The following is a 17,539-nucleotide window of genomic DNA, read 5'->3' on the forward strand; positions in this document are numbered from 1 at the left end:
CAAGATGAATGATGATTGGAACGACTATGCCGACGGTTGGGACGGCAACAGCGATGTCCGGCGTTATGCCAACTGCGCCTTTGCCTCGCTGGACGAATACGCGGGCATCTCCGGCGGCGGCTGGCAAGCCAGGCGGGTGCTCGATTTCGGCTGTGGCACCGGGCTCTTGAGCGAAAAGCTAGCGCCGCATGTGAAAGAGGTGGTGGCCGTTGACACTTCGGAGCGGATGATCGCGGTGCTGCAGGACAAGGCGCTGCCCAACGTGAGGGCGCTGCACGCGGACATTCTGGGCGGCAGCGCGGGCGGGGCCGGAAACGGGCTCAGCGGCTTTGACCTGATCTGCGCCTCTTCGGTTTGCAGCTTTTTGCCGGATTACCACGGTGCCGTGGCGGTGCTGGCGGGGTTATTGAACCGCGGCGGAACATTCGTGCAGTGGGACTGGCTGGCTTCGGACGAAGGCGGCTCCGGGCTGACGCTCCGTCACGTGAGAGAGGCGCTGCGGGATGCAGGACTTGGGTCAATACGTGCTGAACAAGCGTTCGCTATGGATGCCGGCGGTCCGGCGATGCCGGTTCTGATGGGTGCTGGCATCCGCGCCGCGGGGTGAGATCGAAACACGCGCGTTTGACGGGGCCGGGCAAAGCGGCTTGCCCGGCCCCTCATTCCTGTCGGCCAAGGCTGCCCCGCGGGCGGTTCAGCCCTCCGCTGTCTCCGCCAGCTCCATGTGGCCCCAGCCGCGCGACAGCACCTTGCGCAGGATCGGCTCGAAGAACTCCAGCGGCTTGGTCGGGTAGTCCGGGTCAAAGGCGCATTGGTCGTATTTTTCGCAGAAATACCGGCAGTCCTCCCAGTAGGGGCTGTCGCGGTATTTGTCGCGCGCGTTGCGGTCGCCGCCGAAATGGTGGTTGTAGTAGAAGCCCTGGAACACGCAGTGGTGCTTGAGGATCCAGTAGCATTTCTCGCTGACATAGGGCTTCATCATCGCCGCTGACAGCTCGCCGTGGTTGTACGGGGACAGGATGTCGCCGGTGTCATGCACCAGCGCCGCCACGATGATCTCGTCATCGGCGCCGTCCTCATATGCACGGGTCGCGGCCTGCAGGCTGTGCTGGTAGCGGTTCACCGGGTAGGGGGTCCAATCCTCGGCGAGCGAGCGGATCGCATCGAGGATCCGGTCGGGCAGGGCGGCGTTGTATGCCTCTTCGTATTTTTCCACCGCGGCCCAGTCGGCGGCGGTGGCTTCTTCGAAACTGGTCCAGGTTGGCTTGTGGCTTTTGTCCAGCATTGGCGCGGTCCTTTGGTTGATCTTTGGGCAGGCTAGCGGCTCCATGCTGAGCAGGAAAACGAATTGATTTGCTCGCTCTGAGCAGAAATAGTGATCGCCATGCAGATCAGCGCATTCAAGACATTTCTGGCGATCGAGGCCGCAGGCAGCTTTCACGGCGCGGCGCGGGCCTTGAACGTGACCCAGACTGCTGTCAGCGCCCGGATCAAGGCGCTGGAGGAGGCGCTGGGCACGCCGCTGTTCGACCGCGGCCCCGGCGGCACCCGGCTGAGCGAGGCGGGACGGCAGTTCCGGCCTTATGCCGAGCAGATGATGCGGACCTGGGAGTTTGTCGCGGGCGATCTGAAGGCCAGCCTGGCGGGGCGGGTGCCGCTGCGGCTGGGGGCACAGCTGTCGGTCTGGGACCCGCTGCTGGTCGATGTGGCGGTCTGGCTGGAGGAGGTGCAGGGCACTGTGCCCTTCACGCTGAATTACGACCACGCGATGGACATGGGCGAGGCGGTGGCGCGCCGTCTGCTGGACCTGGCGATCGTCAATGAGGTGCCGGCGGGCGCGCGGCAGGCGGTTGAGGAACTGCCGCCGGAGCGGCTGGTGCTGGTGGCGGACCGTCCCCTGCGGCTGGGGCGCGATGCGCTGCCGCTTTTCATCAATCTGGAATTCGGTGCTGAGTATGACGCGCAGTTGCAGGAGGTTCTGCCCGCCCGCAGCCGCCAGCATATCGTGCTGGGCAATGCGCTGATGGGGCTGCGCTATCTGCGCAAACGCGGCGGCATGGGGTATTTCCCCGCCTATATGGCGGAGGAGGCGCTGGCGGCAGGGGACCTGCATGCGGTTGGGGGCGCGCCGGAAATCCGCCTGAGCTGCCGCGCGCTCTATCTGCCCGACAACCCGGCGCGGGAGCATATCCGGCAGGTGGTGCGGGGGCTGCAGGAGGTGCGCCGCGGCTAGGCGAGAAAATTCCGCGCCGGAATTCAGTTTGCGGGCCGTTCCGCAACCAGCGCCAGGTTGTTGGCAGGCATTTCCACCGATCTCAGCAGGTCCAGCCCGGCGTCCTGCAGCCAGGCAGCGGCCTCGGCATCGTCCTTGTAGCCGGTTTCCGGATCATGGGCGGCGAGGCTGGCGTGAAAGGCGCGGTCGCCGTCGCTGGTGAGTTCTCCGCCGCGCATGAAGGGGCCGTAGATCACGAAGCGCCCGCCAGGCGCGAGGGCGGCAGCGGCCTCGCGGATCAGGGTGCGGGCCTCGCCCGCGCTGATCAGGTGCAGCAGGTTCACCAGCACGATCAGGTCCTGACCTGCATGATCCGCGCCCCAGCCGGGGGCGGTGGCATCCAGCATCGCCGGCGGCAGGATATTGGCAAGTTCCGCCTCATCGGCATAGGCCTGTATGCTGGCGCGGCGGGCGGCGTCGACTTCCGTTGGCTGCCACATCAGGCCGGGCAGGCGGGCGGCATAGGCAGCCACATGCTGGCCGGTGCCGCTGGCCAGTTCCAGGGCGCGGCCTCGCGGCGGGGCGGCATCCGCCAGCAGATCGCAGATCGCGCCGCTGTTGCGGGCGGCGGCCGGGGCAAACAGCTTGCCGTCCTGCGGCGCGGCAACTGACGCCATGCCGGGAACCGGGCGCACCGGCATCAGCGCAGCCGGTCAGGCAGGAGGGCGGCGACGACCGCAGCGTCCAGCGCCGGCCTGCGGCCCGCCACCAGATCGGCAATCAGCTGCGAGGCCGAGGGGGCGGTCATGATGCCGTAGCCGCCCTGGCCGGCGCACCAGATGAAATCCGGCTGATCCGGGTCCGGCCCCAGCACCAGGGTGCCGTCGGCCACAAAGCTGCGCAGCCCGGCAAAGTTGCTTTCGACCCGGGTCACCGGTTCAGTCACCATTTCCTCGTAGCGTGCCAGCCCTTCGGCCAGCACCATGTCGTCGGCATAGGCGTCATGCGGCTCCACCGGGTCGGCGTCGGCGGGGGAGACCAGCAGCTTGCCTGCATCAGGCTTGGCGTACCAGGTCTCGCCCGCGCCCATCAGCATCGGCCAGCCGCTGACGTCGTGGCCGCCCGGGGCGGGCAGCCGCGCCATCGAGCGGCGTTTGGGCTGCAGGCCGATGGCGGCGACGCCGGCCAGCGCCGCGACCTGGTCGGCCCAGGCGCCGCCGGCGTTGACCAGGTTGCGGCCTTCGTAGGTTTCGCCGCCCGCGGTGACCTGCCAGCCGCCGCTGATGCGGGCGATCGCGGTCACCGGCGCCTTGGTCACTGTCCGGCCGCCTGCGGCGCGCAAGGCCTTGGCGAAGTCCTGCAGCATCCGGTCGGTGTCGATGTCCTCGGCGGCGCCGCTGATGGCGGTGAAGCCGACGGTCTCCGGGTTCAGGATTGGCACCATGGCGCGGGCTTCCTCCAGCTCCAGCGTGGCCATGCCCAGCTCATCCACGTCGCGGGCAAAGCCCTCGGCGTCCCCCTTGGCCCCGAGCAGCATCAGCCCGCGCGGCGACAGGTAGCCGTTTTCGCGCAGGTAAGCGGCGCTGGCGCGGTTCAGGTCGAGGGTGGGGCCGTGGCCGTAGTTTTCCTCGAACAGCGCGGCCGAGCGGCCGGAGGAGTGGTAGCCGAGCGCGTCCTCCATCTCGAGCAGGGTGACGCTGCCGAGCTGGGCAAGCCGGGCGGCGGCGCTGGTGCCGGCCATGCCGCCGCCGATGACGATGAAATCCTGCATGGGTCTAGTCCTTGTGGTCTTCCTGTTCTTCCAGCCGGTCGGTGGCGGGCGACGGCCGCGGGCTGAGCGCCCCGATCGCGCGGTAGAGGTCTGCATCCAACGCGCAGTTCAGGGCCGCCAGCGACGGCTGCAGCTGTTCGGCGTTGCGGGCTGAGATGATCGGCACCGGCGCGGACGGGTGCGCCGCGGCCCAGGCCACGGCGAGGGTGGCCGGGTGGGTGCCGCGCCGGGCGGCAAGCTCTGCCAGCGCCGCGGCTGTCTGGTGCATGGCGGCGGGGCTGTAGCGGATGCCGTAGCCCGTGTCCTCGGTGATCCGGCCGCTGCCGCCCGCAGCGTATTTGCCGGTCAGCAAGCCGCCGCCCAGCGGCGAGTAGGGCACCGCGGTGATGCCCTGGTCGGCGCACATCGGCAGGATCTCCACCTCTGCCTGGCGCTTTACCAGCGAATACATCGGCTGCAGCACGTCCACGGAAACGCCGGAGGCCAGCCCCGCCATCTGCGCCTTCATCACCTGCCAGGCGGCAAAGTTCGACAGCGCCGCATAACGGATCACGCCTTCTGCCTTCAGGGCGGCGAAGCAGTCCATGGTTTCGCGCAGATCGGTATGGGGGTCGAAGCGGTGCAGGTAGAAGACATCGACCATGTCCAGGTCCAGGCGGCGGCGGCTTTGGTCCAGCTGCGCGCGCAGGTTGGCGGCGCCGGCGCCGCCCTCGTAGCCGGCCTTGGTGGCAATCAGCAGCCGGTCGCGCTCCGCCTTGATGAGGCGGCCGAGGATCCGTTCGGAGTTGCCGTCGGTATAGACCCAGGCGGTGTCGAAATGATTGATGCCCGCGGCGCGGCAGGCGGCGTACATCTCAGCCGATTGCGCCTCGGAGGCGCGGCCGCCGAACTGCATGCAGCCAAAGGCAAAGCGGCTGGCGGGGGTGCCGCCGGGGGCGGTCAGAATCTTGGCCGGGGTCTGTGTCATGGGGCGGAGAGTGGCACGCAGGGCAGAGCAGGCAAAGGGCAATTCCCCTGCCGGCGGACAAAATGCTTGGTCAAACCGCGGTTGAGTGCAACTATTTGCAGGCAGTTTAAAAAAATCTATTGAAACGGGGGACGGACGATGACGGAGCCCAATGCGCATCCGATGGCGGCGGGGCACATTCCCTCCTATGTCACCGCGGCGGACGGCAGCGATTTCCTGTTCAGCTTCATGGCGGTGTTCACTCTGGCCCTGATCCTGCTGATCGGGGTTGCCTATTTTACCCTGCACGCGCTGCCCGAGAAGATGGCGCACAAGAGCAATCACCCGCAGTTCCAGCTGGTCGGCATCCTGGCGCTTCTGGCGCTGTTCACCCACAACAACATATTCTGGGTTGCGGCGATCCTGATGGCGGGTTTCCAGATCCCGGATCTGGCGGCGCCGCTGCGGTCGATTGCCGAGGCGATCCGCGGCCAGGGCCGGCAGGGTGAGGCGCAGGGACCGCAGGCGCCGCGGGGCGGCGGCCCGGAGCAGGACAGCCCGGAGGCGGGCACACCTGAGCACGCTGCGCCTGCGCAGGCGGCACCGGCAGCGGAGGGGCACTGAACCATGATCGAGACACTTCTGTGCGCGCTGGTGACCATCCTGCCCGACTTCCTGTTCCGCCGCTATGTGCAGGGCAAGCGGCTGGGGCGGGAGCTGACGCTGTTTTCCGTCTGGTACGAGCTGCGCTGGGGCCTGACCGCCTGCGTGATGCTGACCCTGATGGTGCTGACCACGCTGTTCTATTTTCATCCGGCGACCAATGCGGTGGCGTCCTATTTCCGCACCGTCACCATCCTGCCGCAGGTCGGCGGCCGGGTGGCCGAGGTCTATGTCGTCAACAACCAGGAGGTCGCGGCCGGCGTTCCGATCCTGCGGCTGGAGGGGCTGTCGCAGAAGGCAGCGCTGGAGTCCGCCCGCGCGGCGATTGCCCAGGTCGAGGCTTCGCGCAAGCTGGCCGATACCGATCTGGCCCAGGCGGATGCGGGCATCGCCCAGGCGCGGGCGGCGCTGGCACAGGCCCGCGATGACCTGGAGCGCAACCAGTTGCTGCGCGACCAGGGGTCCAGCGCGGTCCGGGTGACCGAGATCGAGCGGCTGGAGAACCTGGTGGATCAGCGGTCGGCCTCGGTCGAGGCGGCGCAGGCGCAGAAGGCAGCGGTGGAGCAGCAGATCGAGGTGCTGATCCCGGCCCAGATGGCCAGCGCCGAGGCGCAGCTGCAGCTGGCCCAGGCGGAACTGGACAAGACGCTGGTCAGCGCCGGTGTCGACGGCACGGTGGAGCAGTTTGCGCTGCAGGTCGGCGACTATGTCAGCCCGCTGCTGCGCCCGGCCGGCATCCTGGTGCCCGCCACCTCCGGCCGCAACCGGTTCCAGGCGGGCTTCAACCAGCTGGCGGCGCAGGTGATCAAGCCCGGCATGATCGGGGAGATCGGCTGCATGACCAAACCCTTCACGGTGATCCCGATGGTGGTGGTCGAGGTGCAGGACGTGATCGCCACCGGCCAGATCCGCCCCACGGATGAGCTGCGCGACCTGCAGAACATGCGGGCGCCCGGCACCATCACCGTGTTCATGGAGCCCCTGTACGAAGGCACCGCCGAGGCGCTGCCGCCGGGCAGCAATTGTATCGCCAATGTCTATACCAGCAACCATGAGCGGCTGGAGCATGACGAGAGCCTGGGCACCGGCCAGCGCATCTTCCTGCATGTGGTGGACACCATCGGGGTGGTCCACGCCGCCGGGCTGCGGCTGCGGCTCCTGCTGATGCCGGTGAAGACGCTGGTGCTCTCCGGCCACTAGGGGTGCCGGCGGGCGGGGCTGCTGCTGCAGGCGGAGGCCACATTGCCGCCCTGATTGCCTGTTAGGAGGCTGCAAGGCGGATTGGAGGGCAGGCAGTGAAACAGTTTCCGATGATCGGAGCCGCGGCGCTGCTGGCAGCCTGCGCAGCGCCGGAACAGCCGGATTACTGGACGGCGACCAGAACCGGCCACGGAACGCAGCCCGCGCCGGCGGCGGCCCCGCCGGGGGGAACGGACTACCGCACCGCGGCGCTGGCAGAGGCGGGGCAGCACATCAGCGTCATGCGGCCCGGATTGCACCAGACCCGCACCGGCGCGCCCTGGCTGGTGTTTCATTCTTCCGGATACCGGAACGGCGGCACGCCGCTGACCGGCGGGGCCGCTGCCGAAGCGGCGCTGGCCTACGCCAGCTCCAAATGGAAGTCTCCCTATGCGGTCCAGACCCGGGCCGGGGACGCAAGGACCCGGTTCCGGATCGTGACTGCCGACGGCAGCAGTTTCGCGGTGCTGAACAAGATCCGGCTGCCGCTGAAGCATCCGGCGACGTCCGACACAGAAGCGCTGAAACAGCTGTACGGGCACGCGGCGCAGCTGTCCGGCTGCACGGTGACCGGCCCGGCGCTGGTCCGGCGCGCCAGCGGCAGCGCGGACGGGCTCGCGGTGCCGGTGGCCTGTTTCTGATCCTAATCTGAGAAGCAGAGTTTGTTTCTGTCCAGGTCCCGCACATAGGCCGAAAACCGCGGCCCGCGCTGGGCCGGTTCGCCCTCGCAGGTGCCGCCGAGCCCGATCGCCTTCTCGTGCAGCCTGGTGACTTCGGCGGCGGAGCCGAGGCTGAAGCCCACCATTGTTCCGTTTCCATTGGTGGCCGCTTCGCCGTCGAAGGGCAGGGCGGCCGCAAAGGCAAAATCGTCCTTCAGCCAGTAGGTCATTCTGTCGTTCGGCTGCAGCCGGGTCAGTCCCGCGTGTTCAAAAAGGGCGTCATAGAATGCAACTGACGCGTCCATGTCGTTGGTCCCGACAACGAAGTAGTTCATTTTCAACAGGCAATCTCCAATGTGCTTTACGGTTTTGCGGACAGGGGTCCGCAGGGCCAAGAGCCCGGGCCAACGGTGCTGCGGGGCGGCCCCGTGAAGCGGGGTGTACATCAGGACTGTGACAGGATGTGTCAGCAGGCTCCCGGACCATCGGAATTCTGCTCTCAACAAAAAAGGCCCGCCAAAAAGCGGGCCTTTCGCTGGTCTGGAGCTGTGCCGTTTATTGCGGGATATCGCCTTCGATGCCTTCGACATAGAAGTTCATGCCGGCCAGGGTGCCGTCATCGGCCACTTCGCCCTCTGCCAGCCAGGCGGAGCCGTCCTGCTTGTTCAGCGGGCCGGTGAAGGGATGGTAGGTGCCGTTTGCAATCGACTCCTTGAGGGCCAGCGCGGCCTCTTTCACCTCAGCCGGGACCGCGTCGGAAATCTCGCCGATGCCGACCATGCCGGCGCCGATGCCGTCCCAGGTGTCAACCGATTCCCAGGTGCCGTCGATCACCGCCTTGGTGCGTGCGATGTAGTAGGGCGCCCAATTGTCGATGATCGAGGACACGCGCGGCTTCGGCGCGTATTCGGCCATGTCGGAGGCCTGGCCGAAGGTGATCACGTTGCCCGCGTTCTGCGCCGCCGCCTGCGGCGCGGTGGAATCGGTGTGCTGCAGGATCACGTCGGCGCCCTGCTCGATCAGCACCTTGGCGGCGTCGGCCTCTTTCGCCGGGTCGAACCAGGTGAAGGCCCAGACGATCTTGAACTGGACGTCGGGGTTCACCTTCTTGGCGTGGATATAGGCGGAGTTGATGCCGCGGATCACTTCCGGGATCGGGTAGGAGCCGATGTAGCCGACGATGTTGCTCTCGGTCATGTGGCCCGCGATGGTGCCCTGCACCGCGCGGCCCTCGTAAAAGCGGGCGGAATAGGTCGACACGTTGTCGGCGCGCTTGTAGCCGGTGGCGTGCTCGAATTTCACGTTCGGGAACTTCTTGGCGACATTGATGGTCGGGTCCATGTAGCCGAAGGAGGTGGTGAAGATCAGGTCGGCGCCTTCCAGCGCCATCTGGGTCATCACGCGCTCGGCGTCCGGGCCTTCGGCGACGTTTTCCACATAGACGGTTTCGACTTGGTCGCCGAATTCGGCCTCAACCGCCTTGCGGCCCTGGTCGTGCTCATAGGTCCAGCCGCCGTCGCCGACGGGGCCGACATAGACAAAGCCCACCTTGGTCTTGTCTTGCGCCCAGGCCGCGCCCGCGGCCAGGCCAAGCGCCACCGCGGCGCTGGTCAGGAGGTTGGTCAGTTTCATCAAAGGGACTCCCCAGTTGGTTTTGGTTGGCCCCGGCAGCCGGGGCGGGCAATGAACCCCCCGCGTCAGCGGGAGGCGTGGAAGTTGCGGCCAAGCGAGGCGGGTGCGCTGCTTTTGTCCGCGGAAAGGATAACAAGCACAAGGATCGTAATAAGATAGGGCGACATTGCCAGATACTCGACCGGGATGGCAACGCCTGCCGCCTGCAGATTGAGCTGCACCACGGTGACCCCGCCGAACAGGTAGGCACCGAGCAGCGCGCGCCAGGGTTTCCAGCTGGCAAACACCACCAGGGCGAGCGCAATCCAGCCGATGCCGGCGGTCATGCCCTCGGTCCACTGCGGCACCCGGATCAGGCTGATGTAGGCGCCGCCGAGGCCGGCGCAGGCGCCGCCGAACAGGATCGCCATCAGGCGGATCCTCAGCACCTTGTACCCCAGCGCATGGGCGGCGTCGTGGTTTTCCCCCACCGCGCGCAGCACCAGGCCCATGCGGGAGTACTTCAGCATCCACCAGACGGCGGCGGTCAGCGCGATGCCGAAGTAGAGGATGATGTCATGGCCGAACAGGATCGGCCCGATCACCGGCAGGTCGCTGAGCACCGGGATGTGGATGTCGCCCATCCGCGGCGGCTTGATGCCGACATAGGACTGGCCCATCAGCGCCGACAAGCCCAGCCCGAACAGCGTCAGCGACAGGCCCGAGGCGACCTGGTTGGCCTGCGCGAACTGGGTCAGGATCGCGAACAGCACCGACAGCGCCGCACCGGCAAAGGCGGCGGCCACAAAGCCCAGCAGCGGCGAGCCGCTTTCCACCGCGGTGGCAAAGCCGGCAATGGCGCCCACGATCATCATCCCCTCGACCCCGAGGTTCAGCACGCCCGATTTCTCGACCACCAGCTCACCGATGGCGGCGAGCAGCAGCGGCGTCGCCGCCACCATCAAGGAGGCGATCAGCAGGACCGGGTTGATTGCAGAAAGATCCATGTTACGCGACCTCCGGCTTGCCGATTGCGATGCGGAAATTGGTGAGCAGGTCGAAGGCCAGCAGGAAGAACAGCAGCATCCCCTGGAACACCTGGATGGCGGCCGCGGGCAGCTGCAGGTTCGACTGCGCGATGTCGCCGCCAATATAGGTCAGCGCCATCAGCCCGCCTGCCAGCAGGATGCCCACCGGGTGCAGGCGGCCTAGGAAGGCCACGATGATTGCGGTGAAGCCATAACCGACGTTGAAGTCGATGCTGACCTGGCCCGACGGCCCGGAGACTTCGAACATGCCGGCAAGACCCGCCAGCGCGCCGGAGGTGCCGAGGCAGAACAGCACCAGCCGCGCCGGGTTGACGCCGGCAAACCGGGCAGCCCGCGGCGCCTCGCCGGTCAGGCGGATGTGGTAGCCGGTCATGTGGCGGTTCAGCAGCACATAGGCAAAGATCACCGCGATTAGCGCCGACACCACGCCCCAGTGCATGCCGGTGCCGGCGATCAGCTCGGCGTTATGGGCGGCGTCCCAGGACTGCAGGTTGCGGGAGCCGGGAAAGCCGAAGCCCTCCGGGTTTTTCAGCAGGCCCAGCGAGACCGAGGCGAGGAACTGTTCGGCCACATAGACCAGCATCAGCGAGACCAGGATTTCGTTGGTGCCGAAGCGGGTTTTCAGCACCGCCGGGATCATCGCCCAGATCCAGCCGCCGAATGCGCCGGCGATGACCATGAAGGGGAAGATCAGGAAGGAGTCGGAGGGGTAGAAGGCAAGGCCCGCCCCGGCGCCAAAGATAGCGCCCATGATGTATTGGCCCTCGGCGCCGATGTTCCAGATGCCGGCGCGGAAGCCCAGCGACAGGCCGATGGCGATCAGCACCAGCGGTGCGCCCTTCACCAAGAGCTGCGGCCGGTAGTAGAAGGCGAATTCGCCGAACAGCGGTTCCCAGAAAATGGTGCGGATCGCCTCCACCGGCGGTTTGCCGAGGGCGGCAAACAGCAGCCCGCCGAAGGCCATGGTGGCCAGCACCGCCACCAGCGGCGTCGCCAGCGACCAGGCCCGCGACGGCTGCGGCCGTTTCTCAAGCCGGATCATTGCGCGGCCCCCTTTTCATCTTTCTTGAAATACTCCCGCCGGAGGCGGACAACGGCCTCAGACATGCGCCACCTCCATGCCGTGGGCGCCGCCCATCATCAGGCCGATTTCGTCCACCGTCAGCCCCGCGGCCTCGCGCGGGGCGCTGAGGCGGCCTTCGTTCAGGGCGGCAAAGCTGTCGGAGATTTCCATCAGCTCATCCAGGTCCTGGCTGATGCAGATCACCGCGGCGCCTTTGGCGGCCAGGTCCAGCAGGGACTGGCGGATGGCGGCGGCGGCGGCGGCATCGACACCCCAGGTCGGCTGGTTCACCACCAGCACATCCGGGTCCTGCAGCACCTCGCGGCCGATCACGAATTTCTGCAGGTTGCCGCCCGAGAGCGAGCGCGCGGCATTGCCTGGCCCGGGCGTGCGGACGTCAAACGCCGTGATGATGCGTTCGGCAAACGCCTTGGTCGCGCCCCAGTCGAGGAAGCCGTTCTTCTCCAGCCCCTCGCGCACCGAACCGGTGAGCATGGCGTTCTCGGTCAGGCTCATGTCCGGGGCGGCGGCGTGGCCGAGGCGCTCCTCGGGCGCGGCCAGCACGCCGAGCCTGCGGCGGGCGGTGGGGCCCAGGCGGCCGATCGGCTTGCCGTGCAGCTTCACCGCGTCCGCGTCGGTCAGGGTTTCGCCGGACAGCACGCCCAGAAGCTCGTCCTGACCGTTGCCGGCCACGCCGCCGATGCCGAGGATCTCGCCCTTGCGCACCTTCAGATGCACGTTCTTGAGCGCGGTGCCAAAGGCCGACGGCGCGGGCACCGACAGGCCGGTGATGTCCATCGCCACTTCGCCGAACTCCCGCGCCGCGCGCTGCGGCGTCTGCAGCGAGCTGCCGACCATCATTTCCGCCATGTCGCGGGCCGAGGTTTCCGACGGGGTGCATTCGCCCACGTTCTTGCCCAGCCGCAGGATGGTGGCGTGGTCGCACAGAGTGCGGATTTCCTCCAGCTTGTGGGAAATATAGAGGATCGAGGTGCCCTCGGATTGCAGTTTCTGCAGGGTCTTGAACAGGATCTCGACCTCCTGCGGCGTCAGCACCGAGGTCGGCTCGTCCATGATCAGCAGTTTGGGGTCCTGCAGCAGGCAGCGGATGATCTCGACCCGCTGGCGTTCGCCCGCGGAGAGGTCGCCGACGGTGCGGAACGGATCCAGCGGCAGGCCGTAGGTTTCCGACACCTCGCGGATGCGGGCGGCGAGGTCGCGCATCTCCGGCGGGTTTTCCATCCCGAGCGCGATGTTCTCGGCCACATTGAGCGCATCGAACAGCGAAAAATGCTGGAACACCATGGCGATGCCATCGGCGCGGGCCTGGCGCGGCTCGGCGGGTTCATAGGGCTGGCCCCGCAACAGCATCTTGCCGCTGTCGGGTTTCACCAGACCGTAGATCATCTTGACCAGCGTCGATTTTCCGGCGCCGTTCTCGCCGAGCAGGGCATGCACCTCGCCCTCGCCGATGTCAAAGGAGACGGTGTCGTTGGCCACGACTCCGGGGTAGGCCTTGGTCAGGCCTTGAAGGCTCAACAGTGGTACACTCACGCGCGCCGGTCCTCTCTCTGTTCGTCTTCTTCTTTTCCGAGCCGCAGCAGCTGCGCCGCGACGCCGACCGCAATCATCTGCGGGTGTTTTCCAAGGTCCGGATCGCCGATCGGGCAGGTGATCCGGGAGATCTGTTCCTGGCTGTGGCCCAGGGCCGCAAGACGCGAGCGGAACCGCGCCCATTTGGTTTTGGAGCCGATCAGCCCGGCAAAGGCAAAGCCGCGGCCCAACAGCGCGTGGCATAGCGCCAGATCCAGCGCGTGGGAATAGGTCAGCACCAAATGCGCAGCGTTTTCAGGCGCATGCGGCACAAGGAGCGCAACGTCAGCGGCCGGAACCGCGGAGACGCCTGCCGGGACCTCTGCCGGAAACCGGTCCGGCGCGGTGTCGGCCCAGGTGATTTGCAGATCCGGCAGCGGCGCCAGCACGTTCACCAGCGCCCGGCCGACATGGCCCGCGCCCCAGATCCAGACCGGGCGGCCGGGGCGGTGGACAGGTTCAATCATCCAGCCGTCAACCAGCTGCGGTTCCGGGGGGAGGCCCTGGCTGCGGGCAGCGGCGAGGATGCGTTTCACCGCCATCGGCATCGGCGCGGGGGCGGCCGGGCGGGCGATTGTTTCTGCGTCCAGGCCGTTCAGATCGGCGGCTTCGTAAACCTCGCTCAGCAGGGTGACGGCGCCGCCGCAGCACTGGCCGAGGTCCGGTCCCAGGGCATGGGTGCTAAAGCGTTTGGGCACCATCTGCTCCCGTGCCGCTTCCGCGGCCTCATACTCCAATGTGCCGCCGCCGATGGTGCCGCTCTGGCCGGTGTCCCAGACAAGCATGGCGGCGCCGGGTTCGCGCGGGGAGGAGCCGCGGACGGCGGCGATCACCACCCGGGTCACGCGGCCGTGCGCGGCGACTGCCTCGCGCAAAGCCTGAACGTCAAATCCCATCGCGCACCCTCCGGATTGCACGCCAGATTTCCTCTGCCGTGGCGGGGGCATTGAGCGCCGGATAGGCATCGCCAAAAGCGGAGACCGCACCGCTGAGCGCCAGCCAGGCGGAGATGCCCAGCATGAAGGGCGGCTCCCCCACCGCCTTGGAGCGGTAGATGGTGTCCTCGCGGTTCTGCCCGTCCCAGAGTTTCACGTTGAATACGTCGGGCCGGTCTGAGCAGGCGGGGATCTTGTAGGTGGAGGGCGCATGGGTGCGCAGGCGGCCTGCGCCGTCCCAGACCAGTTCCTCGGTTGTGAGCCAGCCCGCGCCCTGCACGTATCCGCCCTCGATCTGGCCGATGTCCAGCGCCGGGTTCAGCGAGGCGCCGGCGTCATGCAGGATATCGCAGCGCAGGATGCGGTTCTCGCCTGTGAGCGCATCCACCGCCACTTCGGTCACCGCGGCGCCATAGGCGAAGTAGTAGAACGGGCGGCCCTGGCCCTTGATCCGGTCCCATTCGACCTTGGGCGTCTTGTAGAAGCCGGTGGCCGACAGGCTGACGCGGCCCTGGTAGCAGGCGGCGGCGGCCTTATCGAAGCTCATCACGTCCTGGCCGATGCGGACCTGGCCGTTTTCGAACACCACGTCGCCGGGGCGGGCCTGATGGTGCAGCGCCAGGTGCTCGGCCATGCGGTCGCGAATGGTGTCGCAGGCGGCCTTCACCGCCATGCCGTTGAGGTCGGAGCCGGAGGAGGCGGCGGTGGCGGAGGTATTGGGCACCTTGCCGGTGTCGGTCGCCGTGATCTTCACCTTTTCCAGCGGAATGCCGAAGCGGCTGGCTGCGACCTGCGCCACCTTCTGGAACAGCCCCTGGCCCATCTCGGTGCCGCCGTGGTTCAGGTGGACCGAGCCGTCCTGATAGACATGCACCAGCGCGCCGGCCTGGTTGAGATGGGTGAGGGTGAAGGAAATGCCGAATTTCACCGGCGAGAAGGCAATGCCGCGCTTGAGGTGCGTCCGGCCCTTGTTCCACTCCCGCACCGCCTGGCGGCGCTTGGCATAGTCCGAGGTTTTCAGCAGCTCTGCAGTCAGCTCGTGCAGGATGAAGTCCTCGACCGGCATGTGGTAGGGGGTGGTCTGCACGCCCTTGGGCGGCGGGCTGGGTTCGGCGGGCTGTGCCGGGGCGCCGCGGGAGGCAAGGTCGGCGTCCGGGTCCGGTGGCGCGCCGGAGGTGTCTTGCGGCGCGCCCGGCGGGGCGTCCGGGCTTTGCATGGGCGCATAGTAGTTGCGCCGCCGCAGCTCCGCCGGGTCCATCCCGAGGTCATGGGCGATATGGTCCATCACCCGCTCGATCCCGACCATGCCCTGCGGGCCGCCGAAGCCACGGTAGGCGGTGGCGCTTTGCCGGTTGGTGCGCAGGCGGTGGCTTTCGATGCGGATATTGGGGATCAGATAGGCGTTGTCGCTGTGCAGCATGGCGCGGTCGGCCACCGGCAGCGACAGGTCCTGGGCCCAGCCGCAATCGACCAGATGCAGGAACTCGACGCCCTGCAGGCGGCCGTCGCCGTCAAAGCCCGCGCGGTAAGTGATGCGGAAGGCGTGGCGCTTGCCGGTGATGACCATGTCGTCGTCGCGGTCATAGCGCATCTTGCAGGGCTTGCCGGTCAGCCGCGCGGCGACGGCGCAGGCCACTGCCAAAGCGTTGCCCTGGCTTTCCTTGCCGCCGAAGCCGCCGCCCATGCGGCGGGTCTCGACACGGACGGCGTGCATCGGCAGGCCGATGGCATCGGCCACCTTGTGCTGGATCTCGGTCGGGTGCTGGGTGGAGGAGAAGACGTGCATGCCGCCATCCTCCTGCGGCCAGGCCATCGCCGCCTGGCCTTCGAGGTAGAAATGCTCCTGCCCGCCCAGCTCAAAGGTGCCTTCGACGGTGCGCGGGGCAGCGCCGATGGCGGCGGCGGCGTCGCCTTTCCGGTAAACGCGCGGGCCTTCCTCGAACCGGCTGCCGGCGGCGAGCGCCGCGTCGAGGGTCAGCAGGGCGGGTTCTTCCCGGTAATCGACCTTGCCCTTGCGGGCGGCGATGCGGGCGTTGCGGTGGCTGTCGGCCACCACCAGGAACACCGGCTGGCCGACGTAGTTGACGGTGCCCGCCGCCAGCAGCGGCTCGTCATGGATCGAGGGGGAGACGTCATTGGAGAACGGCAGCCCCTTGGCGGTCATCACCGCTGCCACGCCGGGGCTATGCTGCGCATCGGTCAGGTGCATGCCGGTGATATGGCCGCGGGCGATGGGCGAGAGGCCGAAGGCCAGATGCAGGGTTCCGGCGGGCGAGGGGATGTCGTCGACATAGCGGGCGGCGCCGGTCACATGCATCCGGGCAGCGTCATGGGGGAGAGGTTTGGAAACGCTCATGAGGTCACCTCCAGCACCGAGACCGGGGTGCCGTTCAGCTCGTCAAAGTAGCGCAGCAGAAGATTCTTGGCGGTTCCCATCCGGTATTCCGCGGAGGCGCGCATGTCGTCCATCGGGGTGAAATCGCGCTCGAAGGCGGCGCAGGCGGCGGTGATGGCGGCCCGGGTCCAAGACTGGCCGGTCAGGGCGGCCTCCACATGGGCGGCGCGTTTCGGGATGCCGGCCATGCCGCCGAAGGCAATGCGGGCGGCGGTGACGGTGCCGTTCACAACCGTCACATTGAAGGCGCCGAGCACTGCGGAAATGTCCTGGTCGAACCGTTTAGACAGCTTGTAGACCCGCAGCGTGTCGGGCTGGCGCGGGAAGCTGACGGCCTCGACGAACTCGCCCGGCTGGCGGTCCTGCTTGCCGTAGTCGAGGAAGAACGCCTCCAGCGGCAGTTCCCGGCGGCGGGCGCCATGGCGCAGGTGCAGGGTGGCATCCAGCGCGATCAGCGCGGGCGGGGTGTCGCCGATCGGGGAGCCGTTGGCGATATTGCCGCCGACCGTGGCAGCGGCGCGCACCTGCTGGGAGGCAAAGCGCCGCAGCATCCCGGCAAAGGAGGGGTGCAGCGGCTCAACCGCCATCCGCAGCCGGTTCAGGTCCGCCATGGCGCCGATGCGCACGGCGCTGTCCGTGACCTCGATGTCTTTCAGGTCCGCGCAGCGGTCAAGGAAGATCATCTGCGGCAGGCGGCGCAGCTGCTTGGTGACCCAGAGGCCGACATCGGTGGCGCCGGCGATCAGGGTTGCCTCCGGGTTCTGTTGGTAGAGGTCCGCAAGTTCATCCGCCGACTGCGGCATCAGCGGCTGCGCGCCGGGTTCAACCGGGCGGTCGCGGGTGATCCAGTCCGGCACCGGGGCATCCTTGGCGGCCTCAGCTGCGCGGATGATCGGGGCGTAGCCGGTGCAGCGGCACAGGTTGCCGGCCAGCTGGTCATCGAAATCAGTGGCACCGTTGGCGTGGGCGGTGACCATCGACATGATGAAACCCGGGGTGCAAAAGCCGCACTGGCTGCCGTGGTGATCCACCATCGCCTGCTGCACCGGGTGCAGGGTGCCATCCGGGCCTGCGGCGCCCTCGACGGTGCGGACGGATTTGCCGTTGAGCTGCGGCAGGAACAGGATGCAGGCATTCAATGCCCTTGAGCCGCGGCCGTCTGTCACCATTACGGTGCAGGCGCCGCAATCGCCCTCGTTGCAGCCTTCCTTGGTGCCGGTGAGCCCTCTCTCCTCGCGCAGCCAGTCCAGCAACGTTGCTGACGGATCTGCGTCCGGAATGCAGACCTCTTCACCATTCAGTCGAAAGGTGAGTGCCATCTTCCCGATACCGCCGCTTTACCCTGTTGACCCGATGTGCCCCGGTCTCGATGCGGCGCAGAGAGCGGAGCGGGCTGTTTTTTT

Annotated in this window: 17 protein-coding genes; 5 read left to right on the forward strand and 12 right to left on the reverse strand. The window is 67.5% G+C overall.

The genetic code is table 11. The annotated features are described in order from the left end of the window. Window positions 1-4: 4 nt before the first annotated feature. Window positions 5-607 (forward strand): class I SAM-dependent DNA methyltransferase, encoded by a 603-nt coding sequence (locus tag KUV26_RS14780; protein WP_222508889.1) that lies wholly within the window; start codon window positions 5-7, stop codon window positions 605-607. An 87-nt stretch (window positions 608-694) separates the two neighbouring features. Here KUV26_RS14780 and KUV26_RS14785 read toward each other — a convergent pair whose 3' ends face one another. Further along, window positions 695-1,285 (reverse strand): HD domain-containing protein, encoded by a 591-nt coding sequence (locus tag KUV26_RS14785; protein WP_222505066.1) that lies wholly within the window; start codon window positions 1,283-1,285, stop codon window positions 695-697. A 99-nt stretch (window positions 1,286-1,384) separates the two neighbouring features. Between KUV26_RS14785 and KUV26_RS14790 the strand changes: the two genes are divergently transcribed. After that, a complete protein-coding gene (locus tag KUV26_RS14790; protein WP_261399901.1) occupies window positions 1,385-2,233 on the forward strand; it encodes a LysR family transcriptional regulator in 849 nt (282 codons plus the stop codon). Between the two features lie 23 nt (window positions 2,234-2,256). Here the strand turns inward: KUV26_RS14790 and KUV26_RS14795 are convergent, their stop codons facing one another. Genes KUV26_RS14795 through KUV26_RS14805 form a run of 3 tightly spaced genes read right to left on the reverse strand, consistent with a single transcriptional unit; the run spans window position 2,257 to window position 4,950 of the window. Continuing rightward, window positions 2,257-2,913, reverse strand: coding sequence for a DUF938 domain-containing protein (locus tag KUV26_RS14795; RefSeq protein ID WP_222508891.1), 657 nt, complete (start codon window positions 2,911-2,913; stop codon window positions 2,257-2,259). After that, a complete protein-coding gene (locus tag KUV26_RS14800) occupies window positions 2,913-3,983 on the reverse strand; it encodes an NAD(P)/FAD-dependent oxidoreductase (RefSeq protein ID WP_222508892.1) in 1,071 nt (356 codons plus the stop codon). The genes KUV26_RS14795 and KUV26_RS14800 overlap by 1 nt, the downstream gene beginning before the upstream one ends. Before the next feature lie 4 nt (window positions 3,984-3,987). Continuing rightward, complete coding sequence (locus tag KUV26_RS14805) at window positions 3,988-4,950, reverse strand: aldo/keto reductase (protein ID WP_222508893.1); 963 nt, start codon at window positions 4,948-4,950, stop codon at window positions 3,988-3,990. 138 nt (window positions 4,951-5,088) lie between these two features. On the opposite strand from KUV26_RS14805, the gene KUV26_RS14810 reads away from it, so the two are divergent. From KUV26_RS14810 to KUV26_RS14820, 3 genes are all read left to right on the forward strand, one after another. After that, the gene (locus tag KUV26_RS14810) at window positions 5,089-5,553 is read left to right on the forward strand and encodes a hypothetical protein (protein ID WP_261399903.1); all 465 of its coding nucleotides are present in this window, start codon (window positions 5,089-5,091) and stop codon (window positions 5,551-5,553) included. A 3-nt stretch (window positions 5,554-5,556) separates the two neighbouring features. Further along, window positions 5,557-6,792 (forward strand): HlyD family secretion protein, encoded by a 1,236-nt coding sequence (locus KUV26_RS14815; protein ID WP_222508894.1) that lies wholly within the window; start codon window positions 5,557-5,559, stop codon window positions 6,790-6,792. 95 nt (window positions 6,793-6,887) lie between these two features. Beyond that, entirely contained in the window at window positions 6,888-7,472 is a 585-nt protein-coding gene (locus KUV26_RS14820; protein ID WP_222508895.1) for a hypothetical protein, read from the forward strand. Between the two features lie 2 nt (window positions 7,473-7,474). Here KUV26_RS14820 and KUV26_RS14825 read toward each other — a convergent pair whose 3' ends face one another. The 8 genes from KUV26_RS14825 to KUV26_RS14860 all read right to left on the reverse strand — a co-directional run bounded on the left by KUV26_RS14825 (window position 7,475) and on the right by KUV26_RS14860 (window position 17,455). Continuing rightward, window positions 7,475-7,825, reverse strand: coding sequence for a VOC family protein (locus tag KUV26_RS14825; protein ID WP_261398905.1), 351 nt, complete (start codon window positions 7,823-7,825; stop codon window positions 7,475-7,477). Window positions 7,826-8,045: 220 nt separating this feature from the next. Next, window positions 8,046-9,122 (reverse strand): BMP family ABC transporter substrate-binding protein, encoded by a 1,077-nt coding sequence (locus KUV26_RS14830; protein ID WP_222505057.1) that lies wholly within the window; start codon window positions 9,120-9,122, stop codon window positions 8,046-8,048. Window positions 9,123-9,187: 65 nt separating this feature from the next. Further along, a complete protein-coding gene (locus KUV26_RS14835; protein ID WP_222505056.1) occupies window positions 9,188-10,108 on the reverse strand; it encodes an ABC transporter permease in 921 nt (306 codons plus the stop codon). 1 nt (window position 10,109) lies between these two features. Continuing rightward, complete coding sequence (locus KUV26_RS14840) at window positions 10,110-11,192, reverse strand: ABC transporter permease (RefSeq protein ID WP_222508896.1); 1,083 nt, start codon at window positions 11,190-11,192, stop codon at window positions 10,110-10,112. A 57-nt stretch (window positions 11,193-11,249) separates the two neighbouring features. Then, complete coding sequence (locus KUV26_RS14845) at window positions 11,250-12,767, reverse strand: ABC transporter ATP-binding protein (protein WP_222508897.1); 1,518 nt, start codon at window positions 12,765-12,767, stop codon at window positions 11,250-11,252. Further along, window positions 12,764-13,702: a xanthine dehydrogenase accessory protein XdhC gene (gene xdhC, locus KUV26_RS14850; protein ID WP_222508898.1), complete on the reverse strand. Its 939-nt coding sequence runs from the start codon at window positions 13,700-13,702 to the stop codon at window positions 12,764-12,766. The genes KUV26_RS14845 and xdhC overlap by 4 nt, the downstream gene beginning before the upstream one ends. Continuing rightward, window positions 13,692-16,097 carry a xanthine dehydrogenase molybdopterin binding subunit gene (gene xdhB / locus KUV26_RS14855; protein ID WP_222508899.1) on the reverse strand — a complete coding sequence of 802 codons (2,406 nt, stop codon included), beginning with the start codon at window positions 16,095-16,097 and terminating at the stop codon, window positions 13,692-13,694. The genes xdhC and xdhB overlap by 11 nt, the downstream gene beginning before the upstream one ends. Further along, window positions 16,094-17,455: a xanthine dehydrogenase small subunit gene (locus tag KUV26_RS14860; protein ID WP_222508900.1), complete on the reverse strand. Its 1,362-nt coding sequence runs from the start codon at window positions 17,453-17,455 to the stop codon at window positions 16,094-16,096. Before KUV26_RS14860 ends, xdhB begins: the two co-directional genes overlap by 4 nt. Window positions 17,456-17,539 lie beyond the last annotated feature (84 nt).

The organism is Leisingera daeponensis, from assembly GCF_019801465.1.
Lineage (GTDB): Bacteria > Pseudomonadota > Alphaproteobacteria > Rhodobacterales > Rhodobacteraceae > Leisingera > Leisingera daeponensis_A.